The sequence below is a fragment of the Microbacterium sp. BDGP8 genome, assembly GCF_029991045.1.
In the GTDB taxonomy this organism is placed as follows: Bacteria; Actinomycetota; Actinomycetes; order Actinomycetales; family Microbacteriaceae; genus Microbacterium; species Microbacterium plantarum.
This window is the reverse complement of the sequence record NZ_CP120712.1, coordinates 2,488,164-2,506,484: the sequence shown is the minus strand read 5'-3', so window position 1 is coordinate 2,506,484 and position 18,321 is coordinate 2,488,164. Positions and strand designations below refer to the sequence as shown.

At 70.4% G+C, this 18,321-nt stretch carries 17 protein-coding genes; 9 read left to right on the top strand and 8 right to left on the bottom strand.

The features are described 5' to 3' along the window. Window positions 1-2: 2 nt before the first annotated feature. Window positions 3-275, bottom strand: coding sequence for a helix-turn-helix domain-containing protein (locus P6897_RS12200; RefSeq protein ID WP_112617334.1), 273 nt, complete (start codon window positions 273-275; stop codon window positions 3-5). 98 nt (window positions 276-373) lie between these two features. Here P6897_RS12200 and P6897_RS12195 point away from each other — a divergent pair, with 98 nt between their 5' ends. Genes P6897_RS12195 through P6897_RS12185 form a run of 3 tightly spaced genes read left to right on the top strand, consistent with a single transcriptional unit; the run spans window position 374 to window position 3,762 of the window. After that, window positions 374-1,000, top strand: coding sequence for an SAF domain-containing protein (locus P6897_RS12195; RefSeq protein WP_112617333.1), 627 nt, complete (start codon window positions 374-376; stop codon window positions 998-1,000). Beyond that, window positions 1,000-2,259, top strand: coding sequence for a hypothetical protein (locus P6897_RS12190; protein WP_282501345.1), 1,260 nt, complete (start codon window positions 1,000-1,002; stop codon window positions 2,257-2,259). Before P6897_RS12195 ends, P6897_RS12190 begins: the two co-directional genes overlap by 1 nt. 9 nt (window positions 2,260-2,268) lie before the next feature. After that, on the top strand, window positions 2,269-3,762 hold the full coding sequence (locus P6897_RS12185) for a PAS domain-containing sensor histidine kinase (protein ID WP_112617585.1): 1,494 nt from the start codon (window positions 2,269-2,271) through the stop codon (window positions 3,760-3,762). A 70-nt stretch (window positions 3,763-3,832) separates the two neighbouring features. On the opposite strand, the gene P6897_RS12180 is transcribed toward P6897_RS12185, so the two are convergent. After that, window positions 3,833-4,081, bottom strand: a complete 249-nt coding sequence (locus tag P6897_RS12180; RefSeq protein WP_023955350.1) for a WhiB family transcriptional regulator — start codon at window positions 4,079-4,081, stop codon at window positions 3,833-3,835. A gap of 221 nt (window positions 4,082-4,302) precedes the next feature. Between P6897_RS12180 and P6897_RS12175 the strand changes: the two genes are divergently transcribed. After that, complete coding sequence (locus P6897_RS12175) at window positions 4,303-4,689, top strand: histidine kinase (RefSeq protein WP_282501343.1); 387 nt, start codon at window positions 4,303-4,305, stop codon at window positions 4,687-4,689. 13 nt (window positions 4,690-4,702) lie between these two features. Here P6897_RS12175 and bcp read toward each other — a convergent pair whose 3' ends face one another. The 3 genes from bcp to aroA are packed head-to-tail and all read right to left on the bottom strand — an operon-like array spanning window position 4,703 to window position 7,586. After that, on the bottom strand, window positions 4,703-5,170 hold the full coding sequence (gene bcp / locus P6897_RS12170) for a thioredoxin-dependent thiol peroxidase (protein ID WP_282501342.1): 468 nt from the start codon (window positions 5,168-5,170) through the stop codon (window positions 4,703-4,705). After that, a complete protein-coding gene (gene rsgA, locus P6897_RS12165) occupies window positions 5,167-6,246 on the bottom strand; it encodes a ribosome small subunit-dependent GTPase A (RefSeq protein WP_282501341.1) in 1,080 nt (359 codons plus the stop codon). Before rsgA ends, bcp begins: the two co-directional genes overlap by 4 nt. Then, a complete protein-coding gene (gene aroA / locus P6897_RS12160) occupies window positions 6,243-7,586 on the bottom strand; it encodes a 3-phosphoshikimate 1-carboxyvinyltransferase (RefSeq protein ID WP_274178849.1) in 1,344 nt (447 codons plus the stop codon). The genes rsgA and aroA overlap by 4 nt, the downstream gene beginning before the upstream one ends. A gap of 126 nt (window positions 7,587-7,712) precedes the next feature. Here aroA and P6897_RS12155 point away from each other — a divergent pair, with 126 nt between their 5' ends. Both P6897_RS12155 and P6897_RS12150 read left to right on the top strand, forming a co-directional pair. Beyond that, window positions 7,713-8,306 (top strand): sigma-70 family RNA polymerase sigma factor, encoded by a 594-nt coding sequence (locus P6897_RS12155; protein ID WP_112617584.1) that lies wholly within the window; start codon window positions 7,713-7,715, stop codon window positions 8,304-8,306. Then, complete coding sequence (locus tag P6897_RS12150; RefSeq protein ID WP_282501340.1) at window positions 8,303-8,551, top strand: zf-HC2 domain-containing protein; 249 nt, start codon at window positions 8,303-8,305, stop codon at window positions 8,549-8,551. The genes P6897_RS12155 and P6897_RS12150 overlap by 4 nt, the downstream gene beginning before the upstream one ends. Before the next feature lie 97 nt (window positions 8,552-8,648). Here the strand turns inward: P6897_RS12150 and P6897_RS12145 are convergent, their stop codons facing one another. Further along, the gene (locus P6897_RS12145; RefSeq protein ID WP_282501339.1) at window positions 8,649-12,368 is read right to left on the bottom strand and encodes a multifunctional oxoglutarate decarboxylase/oxoglutarate dehydrogenase thiamine pyrophosphate-binding subunit/dihydrolipoyllysine-residue succinyltransferase subunit; all 3,720 of its coding nucleotides are present in this window, start codon (window positions 12,366-12,368) and stop codon (window positions 8,649-8,651) included. A 198-nt stretch (window positions 12,369-12,566) separates the two neighbouring features. Here P6897_RS12145 and P6897_RS12140 point away from each other — a divergent pair, with 198 nt between their 5' ends. After that, complete coding sequence (locus P6897_RS12140; RefSeq protein WP_282501337.1) at window positions 12,567-14,024, top strand: GuaB1 family IMP dehydrogenase-related protein; 1,458 nt, start codon at window positions 12,567-12,569, stop codon at window positions 14,022-14,024. Here the strand turns inward: P6897_RS12140 and P6897_RS12135 are convergent. Next, entirely contained in the window at window positions 14,014-14,664 is a 651-nt protein-coding gene (locus P6897_RS12135) for a GNAT family protein (RefSeq protein ID WP_282501336.1), read from the bottom strand. The genes P6897_RS12140 and P6897_RS12135 overlap by 11 nt on opposite strands. A 126-nt stretch (window positions 14,665-14,790) precedes the next feature. Here P6897_RS12135 and P6897_RS12130 point away from each other — a divergent pair, with 126 nt between their 5' ends. Next, entirely contained in the window at window positions 14,791-16,158 is a 1,368-nt protein-coding gene (locus P6897_RS12130) for a hemolysin family protein (RefSeq protein WP_274178846.1), read from the top strand. After that, window positions 16,155-17,213, top strand: coding sequence for a hemolysin family protein (locus P6897_RS12125; protein WP_114588501.1), 1,059 nt, complete (start codon window positions 16,155-16,157; stop codon window positions 17,211-17,213). The genes P6897_RS12130 and P6897_RS12125 overlap by 4 nt, the downstream gene beginning before the upstream one ends. A 24-nt stretch (window positions 17,214-17,237) precedes the next feature. On the opposite strand, the gene P6897_RS12120 is transcribed toward P6897_RS12125, so the two are convergent. Beyond that, window positions 17,238-18,305, bottom strand: coding sequence for an NADH:flavin oxidoreductase/NADH oxidase (locus P6897_RS12120; RefSeq protein ID WP_282501335.1), 1,068 nt, complete (start codon window positions 18,303-18,305; stop codon window positions 17,238-17,240). Between the last annotated feature and the right edge of the window lie 16 nt (window positions 18,306-18,321).

The window sequence follows — 18,321 nt, the reverse complement described above, 5'->3', positions numbered from 1 at the left end:
AGTCAGTCGCTGCGGTTCCGCCGCCCCCACAGCTCGGGGAAGCTGGCGACCTGCGACTGCTGCCACAGGGCGGCGCGGCGGGCGTCCTCGACTTGCGCGTCGAGGTAATCCTCGACGCTGGACGACTCGATCCGCCAGCGGGGCGGTGTTCCGACCTTCGCTCCGACGAGACGCCCCTCGACGGCGAGCGCGACCACTTCGTCGACCTCGATCTGCAGCATCTCCGCGACCTGGGAAGGCGTCAGGAAGCGCGCGCTGTCGGGCGTGGCGGGCATGGTCCCATTATCCGCGGGCGAATGTTCGCCCGCTCGGCTCTTGACAGCCCTGTGGACAACCAGCACGGCCGTGGCACCGCCTCGCCCACGATGGTGGCATGGTCGCACGTACCTCGTTCCGTAACCGCATCCGTCGCGCCGACGCACGCGTCATCATCGGCGTCGTCCTCGTGTCGATCTCCGTCGCGGGGGTCTGGGCCGTGGTGTCAGCGGCGCGGCAGACGTCGGCGGTCCTGACCGCGGCGCGGACCATCGTCGTCGGCGAGACCGTCGAGGCTGCCGATCTGCGCGTCGTGGAGGTGGCGCTCGGATCGGCTGACGACATCTATGCCGCACCGGGTGCGCTCGAGCCGGGCGGTGTCGCGACGCGGACGATCCCCGCCGGCGAGTTCGTGCCGCGCGCCGCAGTCGCATCACCGGACGACGTCGAGGTGACGACCGTCGTCGTGCAGACAGCCGGTGCCGTGCCCGGCTCCGTGTCGCCGGGGACCCGGGTCGAGGTGTGGAGTGCGCCGCAGCGCGAGCGAGGGGTCTTCGGTGAGCCGCGCATCCTCGTCCGAGAAGCCACGGTGCGCGCCGTGCAGGCCGGCGACGGGCTCATGGCACAGCAACGATCCGCCGCTGTCGAGCTGGTGGTGGCGCGCACGGACGTCTCGGCCGCGCTCGCCGCTGTCGCGGCCGGTGACGCGGTGTCGGTGATCCCGGCCGCGGGCGGGACGCGCTGATGCGTATCGTCGTGGCGATTCCCGATGCCGCGCCGTTCACGGAGCGACTGCGCGCCGGAGGTTTCACCGAGGTCACCGCGCTCGCGCCCGAGGATGTGGCCGCGGCAGCGCACGACGCGACCTCCGCATGGTCCGCTCCACAGGCGCGCGAGCTATCCGGTACCGCTGCCGTGATCGCAGGCGCGGACGTGCTCCTTCTCGCAGCATCCCGTTCGTGGCTCACGCGCGACGTCGTCGAGTTGTGCGACCGCACCGCGACCAGGATCGTCGCGTGGAGCCGGGGCGCGGCCGAGCATCGAGCGGCCGAGATCCTCGGGGTCGCGGTCGTCGATTCGACCACTGATGCCTTGGACGCCGTCACCGCCGTTCCCGCATCGACTCCGCCCGTTCGGTCGCGCGGGAGGGTGATCGTCGTGTGGGGCGCCTCGGGCGCGCCCGGTCGCACGACGATGTCGATCGAGATCGCTCGCGAGACGGCGCGCGATGGGCGCAGCGTCGCGCTCGCGGACGCGGACGCACACGCGCCCGCCGTCGCCGTCGCGCTGGGCGTTCCCGACGAGGGGCCGGGCCTGGCCGGCGCGTGCCGACGTGCGTCGCGCGGCGAACTGACACCGGCGGAACTGGCTCGCATCGCGGAGCCTGCGGGCGCCGTCGATGTCCTCGTCGGCATCAACCGGCCGGCGCGCTGGCCGGAACTCGGGTTCGAGCGTGTCATGCGCGTCCTCGAGACCTGTCGTGACTGGGTCGACGATGTCGTCGTCGACGTCTCGGCATCGCTCGAACGGGATGAGGCGATCGTCAGCGATCTCGACGGGCCCCGGCGCAATGCCGCGACCCTCGCCGCGCTCGAGTCGGCCGACCTGGTCGTCGCGGTCGCTGCCGCCGACCCCGTGGGGCTCTCGCGGTTCCTGCGGGCTTACCCCGAGCTGCGCGCGACCGTCGGGGCCGTGCCCGTCCACGTCGTCGTCAACAAGCTCCGGGGCGGGCCGCTCGGGATCGATCCACGAGGCCAGATCCGCCGCAGCTTCGAGCGGTACGCTGGGATCGAGCGATGCTGGTTCGTCCCGTGGGACCCGCGCGCCACCGATGCGGCTCTGCTGGCGGCCCGGCCCGTCGGCGAGGGGAACGGCCGAGGCCCCATCCCGGCAGCCGTCCGCCGACTCGTCGGTGAGGCGATCTCGCCCCCGATGCGCGCGGTCGCGGCGTCGCGCCGCCATCGTGTGACGGCGCACGCCGCGTCGGCGGGATCGGCCCCCTAGTCTGGGATGGTGTCGACCCTCAGCGATCTCGTCCATGCTCAAGGACTGTCCACCGACGCCGACGTCGAGTGGCTCCACCGCCTCGCCGGTGACGGTCAGCTGCTGGCCGATCTCGCCTTCGCCGACATCGTCATCTGGGTGCCTACCGCGGACGACTCGTTCATCGCCGTCGCGCACACCCGGCCCGGGGGAGCCGCGACCCTCTTCTACCGCGACATCGTCGGCGATCGCGTGCGCCCGCAGTGGCGCACGCAGGTGAAGGATGCCTTCACCCAGGCGCGCATCGTCGATTCGGCCTCGCCCGACTGGTTCGAGGAGACGCCGACCCGCGTACGCGCGGTGCCGATCGTCCGGGAACGGGCGACCGAGGGGCGCGCCGCGCACGTGGTCGGTGTCCTCACACGACACACGAACCTCGGCGAGGCACGGACTCCCTCGCGTCAGCAGATCACGTTCAACGACTGCGCCGACGACCTGTTCGGGATGGTCGCCTCGTCCGACTTCCCCGATCTGAACGCCCCGACGGCTCCGCGTCGCGGCGCTCCGCGCGCATCCGACGGGCTCATCCGGCTCGACGTCGACGGCATGACCACCTTCGCCAGCCCGAACGCTCTCTCGGCCTTCAACCGGTTGGGCTTCGAGGACGAGCTCGAGGGCGAGCCTCTGATCGAGGTGGCAACGGCGATCCTTCCCAGCAAGCGCGAGTTCGACGAGTCGCTGCCGATCGTGATGGCCGGCCGTGCACCCTGGCGCGCCGACATCGAGGCCCGCGGCGTCACGGTGTCGCTGCGCACCATCCCGCTGCGCGACCACGGCACCCGCATCGGCGCGATCGTCCTATGCCGCGACGTGAGTGAGATCCGGCACCAGGAGCAGGAGCTCATCACGAAGGACGCGACGATCCGTGAGATCCACCATCGCGTGAAGAACAACCTGCAGACCGTCGCCTCGCTGCTGCGTATCCAGGCCCGCCGGACGCACTCCGAGGAGGCGCGTGACGCTCTCACCCAGGCGATGCGCCGGGTGTCGGCGATCGCGGTGGTGCACGACACCCTGTCGGAGGGGCTGGCACAGAACGTCGACTTCGACGAGGTGTTCGCGCGCGTCCTCAAGCTCGTCGCCGAGGTGGCGGCCGCGCCGAACACCCGCGCTCGCACGCGGTCGTCGGGGCGCTTCGGCACCTTGCCGAGCGAGTACGCGACGCCGCTCGCGCTCGCGCTCACCGAACTCGTCACGAATGCCGTCGAGCACGGGCTGGCGGGCACGGAGGGCGATGTCGAGATCGTCGCGGAGCGTTCCGCGGAGCGCCTCGAGGTGAAGGTGCGCGATTCCGGCAGCGGCTTGCCGGAGGGGCAGGTCGGGCGCGGCCTCGGCACGCAGATCGTCCGCACTCTGATCCAGGGCGAGCTCAGCGGCACGATCGACTGGCACACGCTCGTCGGCAGCGGAACCGAGGTGACCATCGAGATCCCGCTGCGCTACATCGAGCGCGACGCGGGCTGAGCGCGTCGCGGGGTCCCCGTCAACGCGCGGACCCCGCGCCGACGTGTCGGCAGCGGGGTCGGGGAGCGGGTCAGGACGCGCGGCGAGCGCGTGCAGCGCGGCGCTTCAGTGCGCGACGCTCGTCCTCGGACAGGCCGCCCCAGACGCCCGAGTCCTGGCCGGTCTCGAGGGCGTACTGCAGGCAGATCTCCGTCACGGTGCAGCGGGCGCAGACGGCCTTCGCCTTCTCGATCTGGTCGACGGCGGGACCCGTGTTGCCCACGGGGAAGAAGAGTTCGGGGTCGACGGTCAGGCAGGCAGACTTGTCGCGCCAATCCATGTGGTGCTCCTTGGGGTGGTGATTCTGTCGGGCCGGACTCGGGTAGTCCGGTACCCTGGTTAAGTGTGCGAGCGGATGCTCGCCCCACTTCGCTGTGGGAGCACACGGCTTGATCTATCGTCCCATAGCCCGGACAGATGAATCAAGGGTGAACTGCGGATTTGCTCGCCGCCGGGCCGTGAATACCGGTATCGCGCGGCTCTGATCGAAGGTCGGATGCCATGGCCCCCACTGCTGTCGAACGTCTCGCGGGAGCCGTGCTCGCCGCAGAAGCCATCGCGTTGCTCGCGGTCGTCGGCTGGGAGATCGTCGCGCTGGTCGGCGGCGACACCATCGACGTTCCCAGCTCCGTCGCCCTCATCGTGTTGACCGCCATCGGTGCCGTGGCCCTCGCAGCATTCGCCGTGTCGGTCTGGCGCCGGGTGTCGTGGGGCCGTTCGGGCGGCATCGTCGCGCAGCTTCTGATCCTGGCGGTCGCCCTTGGCGCTGCCACGGGTCAGTACGCCGACGCCGGCACCGCTGTGCTCATCGCGGTGCCGGGCGTGGTCGGCTTCGTGCTGCTGGTGGCCGCGACCCGGCGTGCAGCACGCGGCCGCGGCGACGCCTGAGTCGTCGAGGCCCTCAGTCGAGACCGAGCAGCGCGCGGACTCGCGCGACGTGACCCGTCGCCTTGACGTTGTAGAGCGCGTGCTCGATCCGGCCGTCGGCGTCGATGACGAAGGTGGATCGGATGACGCCTTCGACGGTCTTGCCGTAGTTCATCTTCTCGCCCCATGCGCCGTACGTCTCGTGCACGGCGTGGTCGGGATCGCTGAGAAGCGGATAGGTGAGCTGCTCCTGCTCGCGGAAACGGCGCAGCTTCGCCTCGTCATCGCGCGAGATTCCGATGACCTCGATGCCCGCTGCGCGCAGCGACTCGACGCTGTCGCGGAAATCGCAGGCTTCCCGCGTGCAGCCGGGAGTCATGGCCGCCGGGTAGAAGAACACGACCGTGCGCCGTCCGCGCAGGTCCGACAGCGAGAGCGTCGAGCCGTCCTGGTCGTCGAGGGAGAATTCGGGGGCGAGGTCACCCGGTTGCAGACGCGTCATGATTCCAGCCTAGAACGGCGAACCGCCGGGTCGACCCCGGCCGAGAAGGTGCCGAGCAGGCGCTGAAGCGAGTCGAGTCGCGCCGGGCCACGTTCTCCCAGCCGGCCCTGCGCGACGGCCTCGACGATCGCGCAGTCGGGCGCATCGGGAAGATGCGTGCAGCCCCGCGGGCACTCCTCGGCGACAGCGGCGAGGTCGGTGAACGCGGCGAGGATGTTGGCGGGGTCGACGTGCCCGAGGCCGAACGAGCGGACCCCGGGCGTGTCGATGACCCAACCGCGCCCCTCGGGGCCGAGATAACGAAGCGATACCGTCGAGCTCGACGTGTGGCGACCTCGACCGGTGACTTCGTTGACGTGTCCGGTCGCCCGCGCGGCTGTCGGCACCAGGGCGTTCACGAGGGTGGACTTGCCGACGCCGGAGTGACCGACGAACACCGTGGCGTGGCCCACGAGCTTCGCGCCGAGCTCGTCGACCGGCATCCGTCCCCGCCCGCTCGTGAGCACTTCGAGGTCGTCGACCCCCTCGAAATGCGCGAGGAACGCGGCCGGGTCGGCGAGATCGGTCTTGGTCACCACGAGCAGGGGATGGATGCCGGCGTCGAGCGCCGCGATGAGGTAGCGGTCGACCAGGCGCGGGCGGGGCTCAGGGTCGGCTGCGGCGACGACGATGACCATCTGATCGGCGTTGGCCACGACGATCCGCTCCACCTGGTCGGTGTCGTCGGCGCTGCGGCGAAGCAGCGTCGTGCGTGGTTCGATGCCGACGATGCGTCCGAGAGTGCCTTCGTCTCCCGACACGTCGCCGACCACGCGTGCCCGGTCGCCGCTGACGATGGGCTGCTTCCGCAGCTCGCGAGCGCGCACCGCGAGCGTGGTGTGCTCGTCGTCGCCGTCCTCGTCGATGAGCACGGTGTAGCGGCCGCGGTCGACACCCACCACGCGCGCCACCTGGGCGTCGCTGTGGGCGGGTCGTCGCTTGGTGCGCGGCCGATTCGCCTTCGGGTTCGGACGCATCGGGATGTCGGACTCGTCGTACTCCTCGTCGAGGTCGTCGTCGCCGCCGAGCCAGCTCACCCGGCGACCTGCGCGTCGGATCCGAGCATCTCTGCCCACAACTGGGGGAACTCGGGCATCGTCTTCGCGGTCGTGCCGATGTCGTCGACCTCGACGCCCGGGACGCGCAGGCCGATGATCGCCCCCGCCGTGGCCATCCGGTGGTCGTGGTGCGCCCGCCAGAGCCCGCCGCGCAGCGGCGTGGGCGTGATGCGGATGCCGTCCTCGAGCTCTTCGGCCGAGCCGCCGAGCGCTCGGAGGTTGCCCACGAGAGCGGCGATGCGGTCGGTCTCATGGCCGCGGATGTGGCCGATGCCGTGCAGTGTGCTCGGCGAGTCGGCGAACGCCGCGAGCGCGAAGAGCGACGGGGTCAGCTCGCTCGCCGCCGACAGGTCGAGGTCGACGCCGCGCAGCTCGCCGGTGCCGGAGACCGCGAGAACACCGCTGCGTCGCGTCACGCGGGCGCCCATCTCGGTCAGGATGTCGACGAGCAGCGCACCCGGCTGGGTCGAGTGCACGGGCCAGTGCGGGATCGTCACCCGCCCGCCCGTCAGCGCGGCCGCGGCCAGGAAGGGGGCCGCGTTGGACAGGTCGGGCTCGATCGTGAGCTCTTTGCCGCGGAGCGGACCGGCGGGGACGAGCCACTCGCGGTCGCTCGGACGCTCGACGTTCACGCCACGGTGGCCGAGGGCCTCGACCGTCATGTCGATGTGCGGCAGGCTCGGCAGGCGGTGACCGTCGTGCACGAGGCGGAGCCCGACATCGAACCGGGGCGCCGCCAGCAGGAGCCCCGACACGAACTGGCTCGAGGCGCTCGCGTCGATCGTGACCTCGCCGCCGCGAACGTGGCCGTGCCCGTGCACGAGGAACGGCAGCGTCCACCGGCCGCCGTCGTCGATGTCGACGCCGAGCTCGCGGAGGCTCCGGATCATCTCCGCCATGGGCCGGTGCAGGGCGCTCTCGTGGGCCGTGACGGTGACCTCGCCGCGCGCGAGTCCGGCGAGGGGAGTGACGAAGCGCATGACGGTGCCGGCTTGCCCGCAGTCGACCACGGCATCGGCCGGTTCCGCCCCGAGCGGCGTCACGACGAGGTCGGGGCCGAAACGGCCCTCGCCGGGCACGGCTTCGATCTGGGCGCCGAGAGCTCGCAGCGCGTCGATCATGCGCGCGGAGTCGTCCGAATGCAGCGGCGCGATCAGGCGCGAGGGAGTCTCGGCGAGGGCCGACAGCACGAGCTCGCGGTTGGTGAGCGACTTGGAGCCGGGCACGGCGACCTCGGCCCGGACGGGGCTCTCAGCGACGGGCGCGCGCCACGGCGCGCCGACGTCGGCGGTGCGGGGGGAATACGCGGCGGTGGTCATGGGTTTCACAGTATCGAACGCCCTCGTGCTGTCGAGGTCGTTGGTCCCACCGAGTGAGAGGAGCCCATGATCGCACTCGCCGATCCTGCGGTCGCGCCGTGGGACGCCCACGTAGACTGGCCGCTGATGGAAGAGCAAGCGGTCACCGATCCGAGCGCCCAGTTCGAGGAGCAGGCGCTCCCGTTCATGGACCAGCTTTACGCCGCCGCCATGCGGATGACCCGCAATCCCGCTGACGCAGCGGACCTCGTGCAGGAGACGTTCGTCAAGGCGTTCGCCTCGTGGTCGTCCTTCACGCAGGGGACCAACCTCAAGGCGTGGCTGTACCGGATCCTGACCAACACCTACATCAACACCTACCGCAAGAAGCAGCGGGAGCCCTACCAGGGCACCATTGACGACCTCGAGGACTGGCAGCTGGGAGGAGCGGAATCCACCACCGCATCCCGGAGCCGCTCCGCCGAGGCTGAAGCGATCGACCACATGCCGGCGTCCGCGGTCAAGGACGCGCTGCAGTCGATCCCCGAGGATTTCCGGTTGGCGGTGTACCTCGCGGACGTCGAGGGCTTCGCCTACCAGGAAATCGCCGACATCATGAAAACCCCGATCGGCACGGTCATGAGCCGTCTGCACCGTGGCAGACGCCTGTTGCGTGACCTGCTGGCCGACTATGCGAAGGAGCGGGGCATCGAGATGCCCCCCACGAGGAGCAAGAAATGAGTGACTGCGGCTGCGAGAAGGCGCGACGCGATCTGGAAGAGTACCTGCGCAACGAGGTCTGCAAGACCGAGCACGCCGACATCCGGGAGCACCTCGAGTCATGCCCGGCTTGTCGCGACGAGGCCCTGGTGTCGCGCACGCTCACCGAGGTTGTCGCCCGAGCGTGCCGGGAATCGGCACCCGAGGAGCTGCGCGACCAGGTTCTGGCGCGTCTGCGGGAGGTCCAGGAGGCCGCTCACGCGTGAGCGCGCTCCGCGCCCGAGCCCGATGACGGCCTGAGCTCGGCCGTGAGAGCAGAAAGGGGCGGACGTTCGCACGTCCGCCCCTTTCGCTACCGCTGCCTCAAAGCGTGAGCGCCTGCTCGATGAGCTTCGCCTGCTCCACGGCGTGCACCTTCGGCGAACCGGTCGCCGTCGACGCCGCCGCAGGCCGGGTGATGCCGCGCACCGAGCGGCCATCGAGCTTGGCGGCGGCTTCGAGGGCGATGAACGGCCAAGCGCCCTGGTTCTCGGGCTCGTCCTGGACCCACACGACCTCGGCGTTCGCGTAGCCCGCGAGGACCGCCTTCAGCTCGTCGATCGGTGCCGGATAGAACTGCTCGAGACGCACGAGCGCGATGGCCGGGTTCGGCTTCTTGTCGAGCTCGGACTTCAGGTCCCAGTGGATCTTGCCCGAGTGCAGCAGCACACGCTTGACCGCGCTCTTGTCGGTGATCGCGCTGTCGTCGATCACGGGCTCGAACTTGCCGCGCTGGAAGTCCTCGACCGGGCTCGTCGCACCGCGCAGGCGCAGCATCGCCTTCGGCGTGAACACGACGAGGGGGCGGCGCGGACGTGCGTAGGCCTGGCGGCGCAGCAGGTGGAAGTACGACGCGGGGGTGGAGGGCCGAGCGACCGTCATGTTGTCCTGAGCGCACATCTGCAGGTAGCGCTCGATGCGAGCCGACGAGTGATCCGGCCCCTGGCCCTCGTAGCCGTGGGGGAGCAGCAGGACGACGCCCGACTGCTGGGCCCACTTCTGCTCGGCCGACGAGATGAACTCGTCGATGACCGACTGCGCGCCGTTGGCGAAGTCGCCGAACTGGGCCTCCCAGAGCACGAGCGAGTCCGCGCGCTCTACCGAATAGCCGTACTCGAACGCCATGGCCGCGTACTCGCTCAGCAGCGAGTCGTAGACGTAGAAGCGGCCCTGGTTCTCGGACAGGTTCGCGAGCGGCAGCCACTCCTGGCCGTTCGAGCGGTCGTGGAGGACGGCGTGACGCTGCACGAACGTTCCGCGACGCGCATCCTGACCGGCGAGGCGGACGTTCGTGCCCTCCATGAGCAGCGAGCCGAACGCGAAGAGCTCGCCCATCGCCCAGTCGATGTTGCCGTTGCGGCTCATATCGTGGCGCTTGTCGAGCAGCTGCTTGAGCTTGCCGTGCACCGTGAAGTTCTCGGGGGCGTTGACGAACGCGTCGCCGATCTGATGGATGACGTCTTCACCGACACCCGTCGTCTCCGGGGCGCCGACGGCCTGATCGATCGGTCCCGACAGGCCCACCGGGCCGGACGCGCCGGTCTCGGCGGCGTGCGTCTCGGCGAACGCGACCTCGAGGCGGTCCTGGAAGTCGCGCTTGGCCTGCTCGTACTCTTCCTCGGTGATGTCGCCGCGTCCGACCAGCGACTCGGTGTAGAGCCGGCGGACCGAGCGCTTGGCCTCGATGAGGTTCGTCATGAGGGGCTGGGTCATCGACGGGTCGTCGCCCTCGTTGTGACCGCGACGGCGGTAGCAGACGAGGTCGATCACGACGTCGCGCTTGAACTCCTGGCGGTAGCGGAACGCGAGCTGCGCGACGTGGACGACGGCCTCGGGGTCGTCGCCGTTGACGTGGAAGATCGGCGCCTGGATCGTCTTGGCCACGTCCGTCGCGTAGACCGAGCTGCGGGCGTCGAGGGGGAGCGTCGTGAAGCCGACCTGGTTGTTGACCACGACGTGGACCGTGCCGCCGGTCCGATACCCGCGCAGCTGCGACATCTGCAGCGTCTCGACGACGACGCCCTGACCGGCGAACGCGGCGTCGCCGTGGACGAGGATCGGCAGCCACGAGAACGAGCCGATCGGGCCGCGGTCCTGCTTGGCGCGCACGATGCCCTCGAGAACGCCGTCGACGGTCTCGAGGTGCGACGGGTTCGCGGCGAGGTACACCGGCAGTTCGTCGCCCTCATCACCGACGAAGGTGCCCTCGGTGCCGAGGTGGTACTTCACGTCGCCCGAGCCGCTCTTCGAACCGATCGCGACGGAGCCCTCGAACTCGCGGAAGACCTGGCCGTAGGTCTTGCCGGCGATGTTCGTCAGGACGTTGAGACGGCCGCGGTGGGCCATGCCGATCGCGGCGCCCTCGAGGCCCGTGCGCGCCGCGCCCTGGAGGACCTCGTCGAGCAGCGGGATCAGCGACTCGCCGCCCTCGAGGCTGAAGCGCTTCTGGCCGACGTACTTGGTCTGCAGGAAGGTCTCGAACGCCTCGGCCTGGTTGAGCTTGCCGAGGATGCGCAGCTGCTCGTCGTGACCGGGCTTCTGGTACTTGACCTCGACGTTGTCCTGGAACCACTTGCGCTGCTCGGGATCCTGGATGTGCATGTACTCGATGCCGATCGTGCGGCAGTACGAGTCGCGCAGAACGCCGAGGATCTCGCGGAGCTTCATGACGCGCTTGCTGCCGAACCCGCCGGTGACGAACTCGCGGTCGAGGTCCCAGAAGGTCAGACCGTGCTGCTCGATCTCGAGGTCGGGGTGCGTGCGCTGGCGGTACTCGAGCGGGTCGATGTCGGCCATGAGGTGGCCGCGCACCCGGTAGGAGTTGATGAGCTCCTGCACGCGGGCCGTCTTGTCGACGCGCTCGGCGAGGTCGACGTTGATGTCGGTCGACCACTGGATGGGCGCATAGGGGATGCGCAGGGCGGCGAAGATCTCGTCGTAGAAGCCGTTCTTGCCGATCAGCAGTTCGTGAACGGTCTTGAGGAACTCGCCCGAGCCGGCACCCTGGATGACGCGGTGGTCGTAGGTGCTGGTGAGAGTGATGGTCTTGCCGATGCCGAGGTTGACGAGCGTCTTCTCGCTCGAGCCCTGGAACTCGGCCGGGTAGTCGAGCGCGCCGGCGCCGATGATGCTGCCCTGGCCGCGCATGAGCCGCGGAACCGAGTGCACCGTGCCGATGCCGCCGGGGTTGGTCAGCGAGATCGTCGTGCCCTGGAAGTCGGCAGCGGTGAGCTTGTTCTTGCGAGCACGGCTGACCAGGTCTTCGTAGGCGGCCAGGTACTCGCCGAAGCTGAGCGACTCGGCGCGCTTGATGCTCGGCACCATGAGCGCGCGCGTGCCGTCGGGCTTGGGGAGGTCGATCGCGATGCCGAGGCCGACGTGCGCGTGCGCGATCACCGACGGCTTGCCGTCGACCTCTGCGTACGAGACGTTCTGGCTCGGGAAGGCCTTGAGCGCCTGGATGAGCGCCCAGCCGATGAGGTGGGTGAAGCTGATCTTGCCGCCGCGCGTGCGCGACATGTGGTTGTTGATGACGATGCGGTTGTCGATCATCAGCTTGGCGGGGATGGTGCGCACACTCGTCGCGGTCGGCACCGTGAGCGAGTCGTCCATGTTCGCCGCGAGGGTCTTCGGCATGCCGCGCAGCGGGGTGACGACATCCTCGCGCTGCTCGACCTCGGCGGCGGGGGTCGTCGGGGCCTGCGCGGGCACCGGCTGCGCGGCGGCGGGCCGAGCCGTCGTGCGCGCGACCGGCTGCGAGCCGACCGTCGGCACCGGGGCCGTCACGGGGTGCGCCGCCGCCGCGGGCTGTGCGGGGGCGGGTTGCGCGGGAGCGGTGCCGGCGGGCTGCGCCGGGGCGGACCCGGCGGGCTGGGAAGCGCCGCCGTTCACGTGAGCGGCGTAGGCCTCGAGCGTCGGCCACCACTCCTTGTCCACCGAGTTCTTGTCTTCGCGGAACTGTTCGTACAGTTCCGCGACGAGCCATTCGTTCGCCCCGAACTCGCCGTCGTTCGAGGTTCCGATTCCGGTCGCCTGGCTGGACACGGCAGATCGCCTGCTTTCATCGGTGAAGATCGGTTCTCACGGCGGTCGTCCGCCGCCGCGCACAGTCTCCTAGGGTAGCCCAGATCAACCGACCGGATGCCGCGGCGACACCCGTGGTATCGCATCGTGATGGAGCCCGCCCGGCCCTCTCGCCGCACGCCCGGCTGTCTGTCGGGTCCGCGGCGTAGCGTATGGAGCATGCGTTTCTCCGGTGCTGAGCCCACGGTCGACCTGACGTACTCCGACGTCTTCCTCGTGCCCCGCCGATCGGCGATCACGAGTCGGCTCGATGTCGACCTCGCCCCCGGCGACGGCACGGCGGCCACGCTGCCGATCGTCTCGGCGAACATGAACTCCGTCACCGGCCCGCGTCTGGCCGCCACGCTCGCCCGCCGCGGCGGACTCGGCGTGCTGCCGCAGGACATGCCGCTGCAGGACCTCGACGCCGCCATCCGGTGGGTCAAGGACCAGCCGGTCGCATGGGACACCCCCATCGTGCTCTCACCGGACGCCACGGTCGCCGAGGTATCCCGCATCCTTCCCGCGCTGGATGGGCACGGCATCGTGGTCGCGGACCCGTCGGCGCCGACGCTGCGTATCGACGACATCACCGGGATCGTTCCCGCGGCCCGCCTGGCCACCGCACTGCCGGACGCCCGCCTGGGCGACCTGGTACGCGACCGTGCGACCGCGATCGACGCCGATGACGTCTCCGGTCCTCGCGCCGCCTTCGACCTCATCGACGCGGCCGATGTACCGGTCGTCGCAATGCTCCATCAGGGTGCGCTCGTCGGCACGCTGTCGCGTCGCAGTGCGCTGCGCACCGCGATCTACCGCCCCGCCGTCGACGGCGACGGGCGTCTCATCGTCGCGGCAGCGATCGGGATCAACGGCGACGCGGCAGCCAAGGCGCGGGCGCTCGCGGCCGCGGGCGTCGATGTGCTCGTCGTCGACACCGCCCACGGGCACCAGGAGGGGATGCTGCGCGCACTGCGCGAGGTCGCGGCGCTCGACCTCGGTCTGCCGATCGTCGCGGGGAACATCGTCACGGCCGACGGCGTCGCAGACCTCGTCGAGGCGGGTGCCACGATCCTCAAGGTCGGCGTCGGCCCCGGGGCGATGTGCACGACCCGCATGATGACGGCCGTCGGACGGCCGCAGTTCTCCGCCGTGCTCGAGACCGCGCAGGCGGCGGCGGAGCGCGGGGCGCACGTCTGGGCCGATGGGGGAGTCCGCTATCCCCGGGATGTGGCGCTGGCGCTCGCCGCGGGCGCGGCATCCGTCATGATCGGCTCCTGGTTCGCCGGCACGATCGAGTCGCCCGGCGAGGTCCAGCTCGACGACGAGGGGCGTGCGTTCAAGGAGTCGTGGGGCATGGCTTCGACGAAGGCCGTCGTCGGCCGGTTCGGGCGCCTCGACGCCTACGAGCGAGCCCGCAAGGAGCTGTTCGCCGAGGGCATCTCGTCGTCGCGGATCTACCTCGACCCGCTGCGCCCGGGCGTCGAGGATCTGCTCGACATGATCACCTCGGGTGTGCGCTCGTCCTTCACCTACGCAGGAGCCGCGACGGTGGCAGAGTTCCACGAGCGCGCGACGGTCGGTCTCCAGTCGGCCGCCGGCTACGAAGAGGGCAAGGCGCTTCCCGTCAGCTGGTAGAGCTCGCCGCCTGCGCCGGCCTCTGGCCAGACGACTCCCATTCGTCGCGCAGTACACCCATGACGACCGAGTCGTACCGTCGGCCGCGTACCTCGCGCGCATCGCGGAAGCGCGCCTCCTCGACGAAACCGAGACGGTGGCCGACAGCGAGCATCCGCTCGTTCCCCGACCAGGTCGCGAAGTCGAGCCGGACGACGGAGGTCGTGCGGAAGAGGTACTCGGTCCAGAGGCGCAGGGCCTCGGTGCCGACCCCGCGGCCGCGCTGGGTCGGGTCGTGGACCGTCAGGCCCATCCGCCGCCAGTCCGAGACCTCCGACTCCCAGTGCCACGAGACCGTGCCGAGCATCGTCGCCGGATCGTCCGCCGTGACGATGACCGCCCGCGTCAGCGGGGCGTGTGCGCCGTACGAGCCGTCGGCGATGCTGGATGCGAGTCGTGCGCACGCGGCATCCACCCCCGCGACGTCGAGCTTCGGGAAGTAGGGGCCGTCCCAGCGATGCCAGTCCTGATGGGGCTGGAGCCACCTCCGGTAGGGCTCTACATCGGCCGGCACGAACGGACGAACCCGGATGCCACGGCTCTCGCCGATGGCCGTGGTGCGGTCTTCCGTTCTCCCCGGCGCGCTCGTCGAATCTGTCATGAGTCGATTGTCGCGGCTGCGCCCGGCGCGCGCCTCGGACAGGCGTAAGATCGGGCGCACGATGGACGACCCTCCTAGTTGCCGACCCTCGCCCCGCCGACCCCGACCGATCGGGGGTGACGCCTGATGGATTTCATCATGCTGGGCGTGGGGCTCCTGCTGACCGTCGGCACCGGTCTGTTCGTCGCGAGTGAGTTTGCGCTCGTCAACCTCGATCGCGCGGACCTCGAGGCCCGCCAGGCGGCGGGCGAATCGCGCCTCTCGATGACGATCGCGGCGCTGCGGATCACCTCGACGCATCTGTCGAGCGCGCAGCTCGGCATCACGCTGACGACGCTGCTCACCGGTTACACGATGGAGCCGGCGATCTCGAACCTGCTGTCGCCGGTCTTCGAGGCGTGGGGCTGGGCCGAGACCGTGTCGCGGCCCGTCGCCGCCGTCGTGGGCGTGTCGATCGCGACGATCTTCTCGATGATCCTCGGCGAGCTCGTCCCGAAGAACTTCGCTCTGGCGATCCCTCGTCAGACGGCGAAGCTCGTCATCCCGTTCCAGACCCTCTTCACGACCGTGTTCCGGCCGGCCGTCACGGTGCTCAACGGCAGCGCGAACGGAGTGCTCCGCTCGATGGGCGTCGAGCCCAAGGAGGAGCTGTCGGGGGCCCGTTCGGCGGAGGAGCTGTCGAGCCTCGTGCGCCGGTCCGCGAGCGCGGGCGTGCTCGAGAAGGACACCGCATCGCTGCTGGACCGTTCGCTCACCTTCGCTCGGCTGACCACGGCCGACGTCATGACGCCGCGCCCGAGCCTGCACGCGGTCGCTGCGGGCGACAGCGTCGAGGACGTCATCCAGCTCGCGCGGCGCACGGGCCACAGCCGGTTCCCGGTCTTCGGTGACTCGATGGACGACATCACCGGAATCGTCCACGTCAAGCAGGCGGTCAGCGTCCCGCGCGAGCGCCGCGCAGACGTTCCCGCCGCCGCCATCGCGGAGGATCCGCTGCGGGTGCCCGAGGCCGTGCATCTCGACGCCGTGCTCAGCGAACTGCGCGCCCGGGGGTATCAGATGGCCATCGTCGTGGACGAGTACGGCGGCACGGCCGGTGTCGTGACGCTCGAGGATCTCGTGGAGGAGATCGTCGGCGAGGTGCTCGACGAGCACGATCGCAACCGCGCCGGGGTGCTGAGGGTCGCCGGCGGCATCGTCTTCCCCGCCGAGCTGCGTCCCGACGAGGTGCTCGACCGCACCGGCATCCGGGTTCCCGAGGGCGACGTCTACGACACCGTCGGAGGGTTCGTGATGAGTGTGCTGGAGCGCATCCCGGTCGTCGGCGACACCGTCGAGATCGAGGACGGCACGCTCACCGTGCAGCGGATGGACGGCAGGCGGGTCGACCGCGTGCGTTTCGAGCCCACCCCGGTGCCCGAGGAGGCACCGACCGCGTCCGCGGTCGAGCCGATGCGACCGGCGCCGCGCCGCGAGGACGGTGATCGTCGATGAACGACTGGGCGGGACTGGCCTGGCTCGTCGTGCTGCTGGCCTTCAACGCGTTCTTCGTCGCGAGCGAGTTCGCCGTCATCTCCGCGCGCCGATCGCAGATCGAGCCCCTCGCCGACAAGGGGTCGCGCTCGGCGAAGACCGCGCTGTGGGCGATGGAGCACGCGACCCTCATGCTCGCGACGTGCCAGCTGGGCATCACGATCTGCTCGCTGGTGATCCTGAACGTCTCCGAACCGGCGATCCACCACCTGCTGGCCGTGCCGCTCGGGCTCACCGGGTGGGGCGAGGCGGTGGTCGATGTCGTCGCCTTCGCCGTGGCGCTCATCGTCGTGTCGTACCTGCACGTCGTGTTCGGCGAGATGGTTCCGAAGAACCTGGCCTTCTCGCTGCCCGACCGAGCCGTGCTGCTGCTGGCGACGCCGCTGCGGTGGGTCTCGCGGCTCTTCTACCCGATCATCGTGGCCCTGAACTGGATCGCCAACCACGCGGTGCGTCTGTTCCGGGTCGAACCGAAGGACGAGGCGACCTCGACCTACACGCTCGACGAGGTCGCGACCATCGTTGCGACGTCCCGTATCGAGGGCGTGCTCGACGATGCGTCCGGAACGGTCGCGGCCGTCGTGGAGTTCACCGACAAGAAGGCGGCGGATGTCGCCGTGCCGTTCGGCGAGTTGGTGACCCTGCCCGAGACCGCGACGCCCGAAGACGTCGAGCGCGCCGTCGCGCGGCACGGCTTCTCGCGCTACGTCATCGTCGATGACACCGAGCAGCCGGTCGGGTACGTGCACCTGAAGGACGTGCTGCGAGAGGCGGAGGATGCCGACGGCGCGGCATCGCGGCCGATCAAGTCCAAGCGCATCCATCTCATGGTGCCGGTCGCCGAGACGACCGACCTCGAGGACGCGCTTGCTCTGATGCGCCGATCGAGCCGTCACCTCGCTCAGGTTCGGGATGCTGAGGGGCGGACCACCGCGGTGCTCTTCCTCGAGGACATCATCGAGGAGCTCATCGGCGAGGTGCACGACGCCACGCGCCGCGCACCTCGCTGGGCCTGAGCCTGGCCGGGTGACGACGCTCGCTCAGCGGCGCCGCGCGCGGACGTACTGGGGCGGCCAGACCGAGGCGTCCTCGCCCAGCTCGTCGGCCGCACGGAGCCCGAAGTGGGGGTCGCGCAGCCACTCGCGGCCGGCCATGATCGCGTCGGCGTCTCCGGCGGCGAGGATCTCCTCGGCCTGCGTGCCGGTCGTGATCTCGCCGACCGCGCTGACGGGCAGCCCGGTGGTCGCGCGGATCTGGCTCGCGAAGGGCACCTGGTAACCCGGTCCCGTGGTGATTCGCTGGTGTGCGACGAGGCCGCCGCTCGAGACGTCGATGAGGTCGGCGCCGCGCTCGTGCGCCCAGGCCGAGACCGTCGCCGTCTCGGCGACATCCCAGCCGCCCTCGGCCCAGTCGGTCGCCGAGAAGCGCACGAACAGCGGGGCGTCGGGAGCGGCGGCGCGAACCGCCTCGACGATGAGCAGCAGGAGCCGGGCGCGGTTCTCGAGCGACCCGCCGTACTCATCGGTGCGCTGGTTCGACAACGGCGACAGGAACTCGTGCAGCAGATAGCCGTGGGCCGCGTGGATCTCGAGCACGTCGAAGCCGGCTTCGCGTGAACGGCGTGCCCCATCGGCGAACGCGGTCACGAGGGCGTCGATCTCAGCGCGCTCGAGCTCGTCGGGCCGGGCGTAGCCGTCGAAGGCGACGGCCGAGGGGGCGAGTGCCTGCCAGCCGCCCTCCGCCTCCGGCACGGTCCCGCGCTCGGCGGCGAACGGCGAATACGTCGACGCCTTGCGGCCCGCGTGCGCGAGCTGGATCGCGGCCACGGCGCCGCGGTCGTGGATCGCCGTCACGATCGGGCGCCAGGCGTCGCGCTGCTCGTCGTTCCAGATGCCGGTGTCTTCGGGGGTGATGCGACCCTCGGGCACGACCGCGGTCGCCTCGGCCATGACGAGTCCGGCGTCGCCCGAGGCGAACTGCGCGAGGTGGACGTGATGCCAGTCGTTCGGCATGCCGTCCTGCGCCGAGTACTGGCACATGGGGGCGACCCAGAGGCGGTTGCGCACCTCGACGGTTCGGATGGTCAGGGGGCTGAACAACTGGCTCACGCCGGGCTCCTTCGGG

What these genes read in the sequence shown, in the direction of transcription:
- P6897_RS12200 (WP_112617334.1), bottom strand. Translation starts at nt 275, where the DNA reads ATGCCCGCCACGCCCGACAGCGCGCGCTTCCTGACGCCTTCCCAGGTC.
- P6897_RS12195 (WP_112617333.1), top strand. Translation starts at nt 374, where the DNA reads ATGGTCGCACGTACCTCGTTCCGTAACCGCATCCGTCGCGCCGACGCA.
- P6897_RS12190 (WP_282501345.1), top strand. Translation starts at nt 1,000, where the DNA reads ATGCGTATCGTCGTGGCGATTCCCGATGCCGCGCCGTTCACGGAGCGA.
- P6897_RS12180 (WP_023955350.1), bottom strand. Translation starts at nt 4,081, where the DNA reads ATGGATTGGCGCGACAAGTCTGCCTGCCTGACCGTCGACCCCGAACTC.
- P6897_RS12175 (WP_282501343.1), top strand. Translation starts at nt 4,303, where the DNA reads ATGGCCCCCACTGCTGTCGAACGTCTCGCGGGAGCCGTGCTCGCCGCA.
- bcp (WP_282501342.1), bottom strand. Translation starts at nt 5,170, where the DNA reads ATGACGCGTCTGCAACCGGGTGACCTCGCCCCCGAATTCTCCCTCGAC.
- aroA (WP_274178849.1), bottom strand. Translation starts at nt 7,586, where the DNA reads ATGACCACCGCCGCGTATTCCCCCCGCACCGCCGACGTCGGCGCGCCG.
- P6897_RS12155 (WP_112617584.1), top strand. Translation starts at nt 7,713, where the DNA reads ATGGAAGAGCAAGCGGTCACCGATCCGAGCGCCCAGTTCGAGGAGCAG.
- P6897_RS12150 (WP_282501340.1), top strand. Translation starts at nt 8,303, where the DNA reads ATGAGTGACTGCGGCTGCGAGAAGGCGCGACGCGATCTGGAAGAGTAC.
- P6897_RS12140 (WP_282501337.1), top strand. Translation starts at nt 12,567, where the DNA reads ATGCGTTTCTCCGGTGCTGAGCCCACGGTCGACCTGACGTACTCCGAC.
- P6897_RS12135 (WP_282501336.1), bottom strand. Translation starts at nt 14,664, where the DNA reads ATGACAGATTCGACGAGCGCGCCGGGGAGAACGGAAGACCGCACCACG.
- P6897_RS12130 (WP_274178846.1), top strand. Translation starts at nt 14,791, where the DNA reads ATGGATTTCATCATGCTGGGCGTGGGGCTCCTGCTGACCGTCGGCACC.
- P6897_RS12125 (WP_114588501.1), top strand. Translation starts at nt 16,155, where the DNA reads ATGAACGACTGGGCGGGACTGGCCTGGCTCGTCGTGCTGCTGGCCTTC.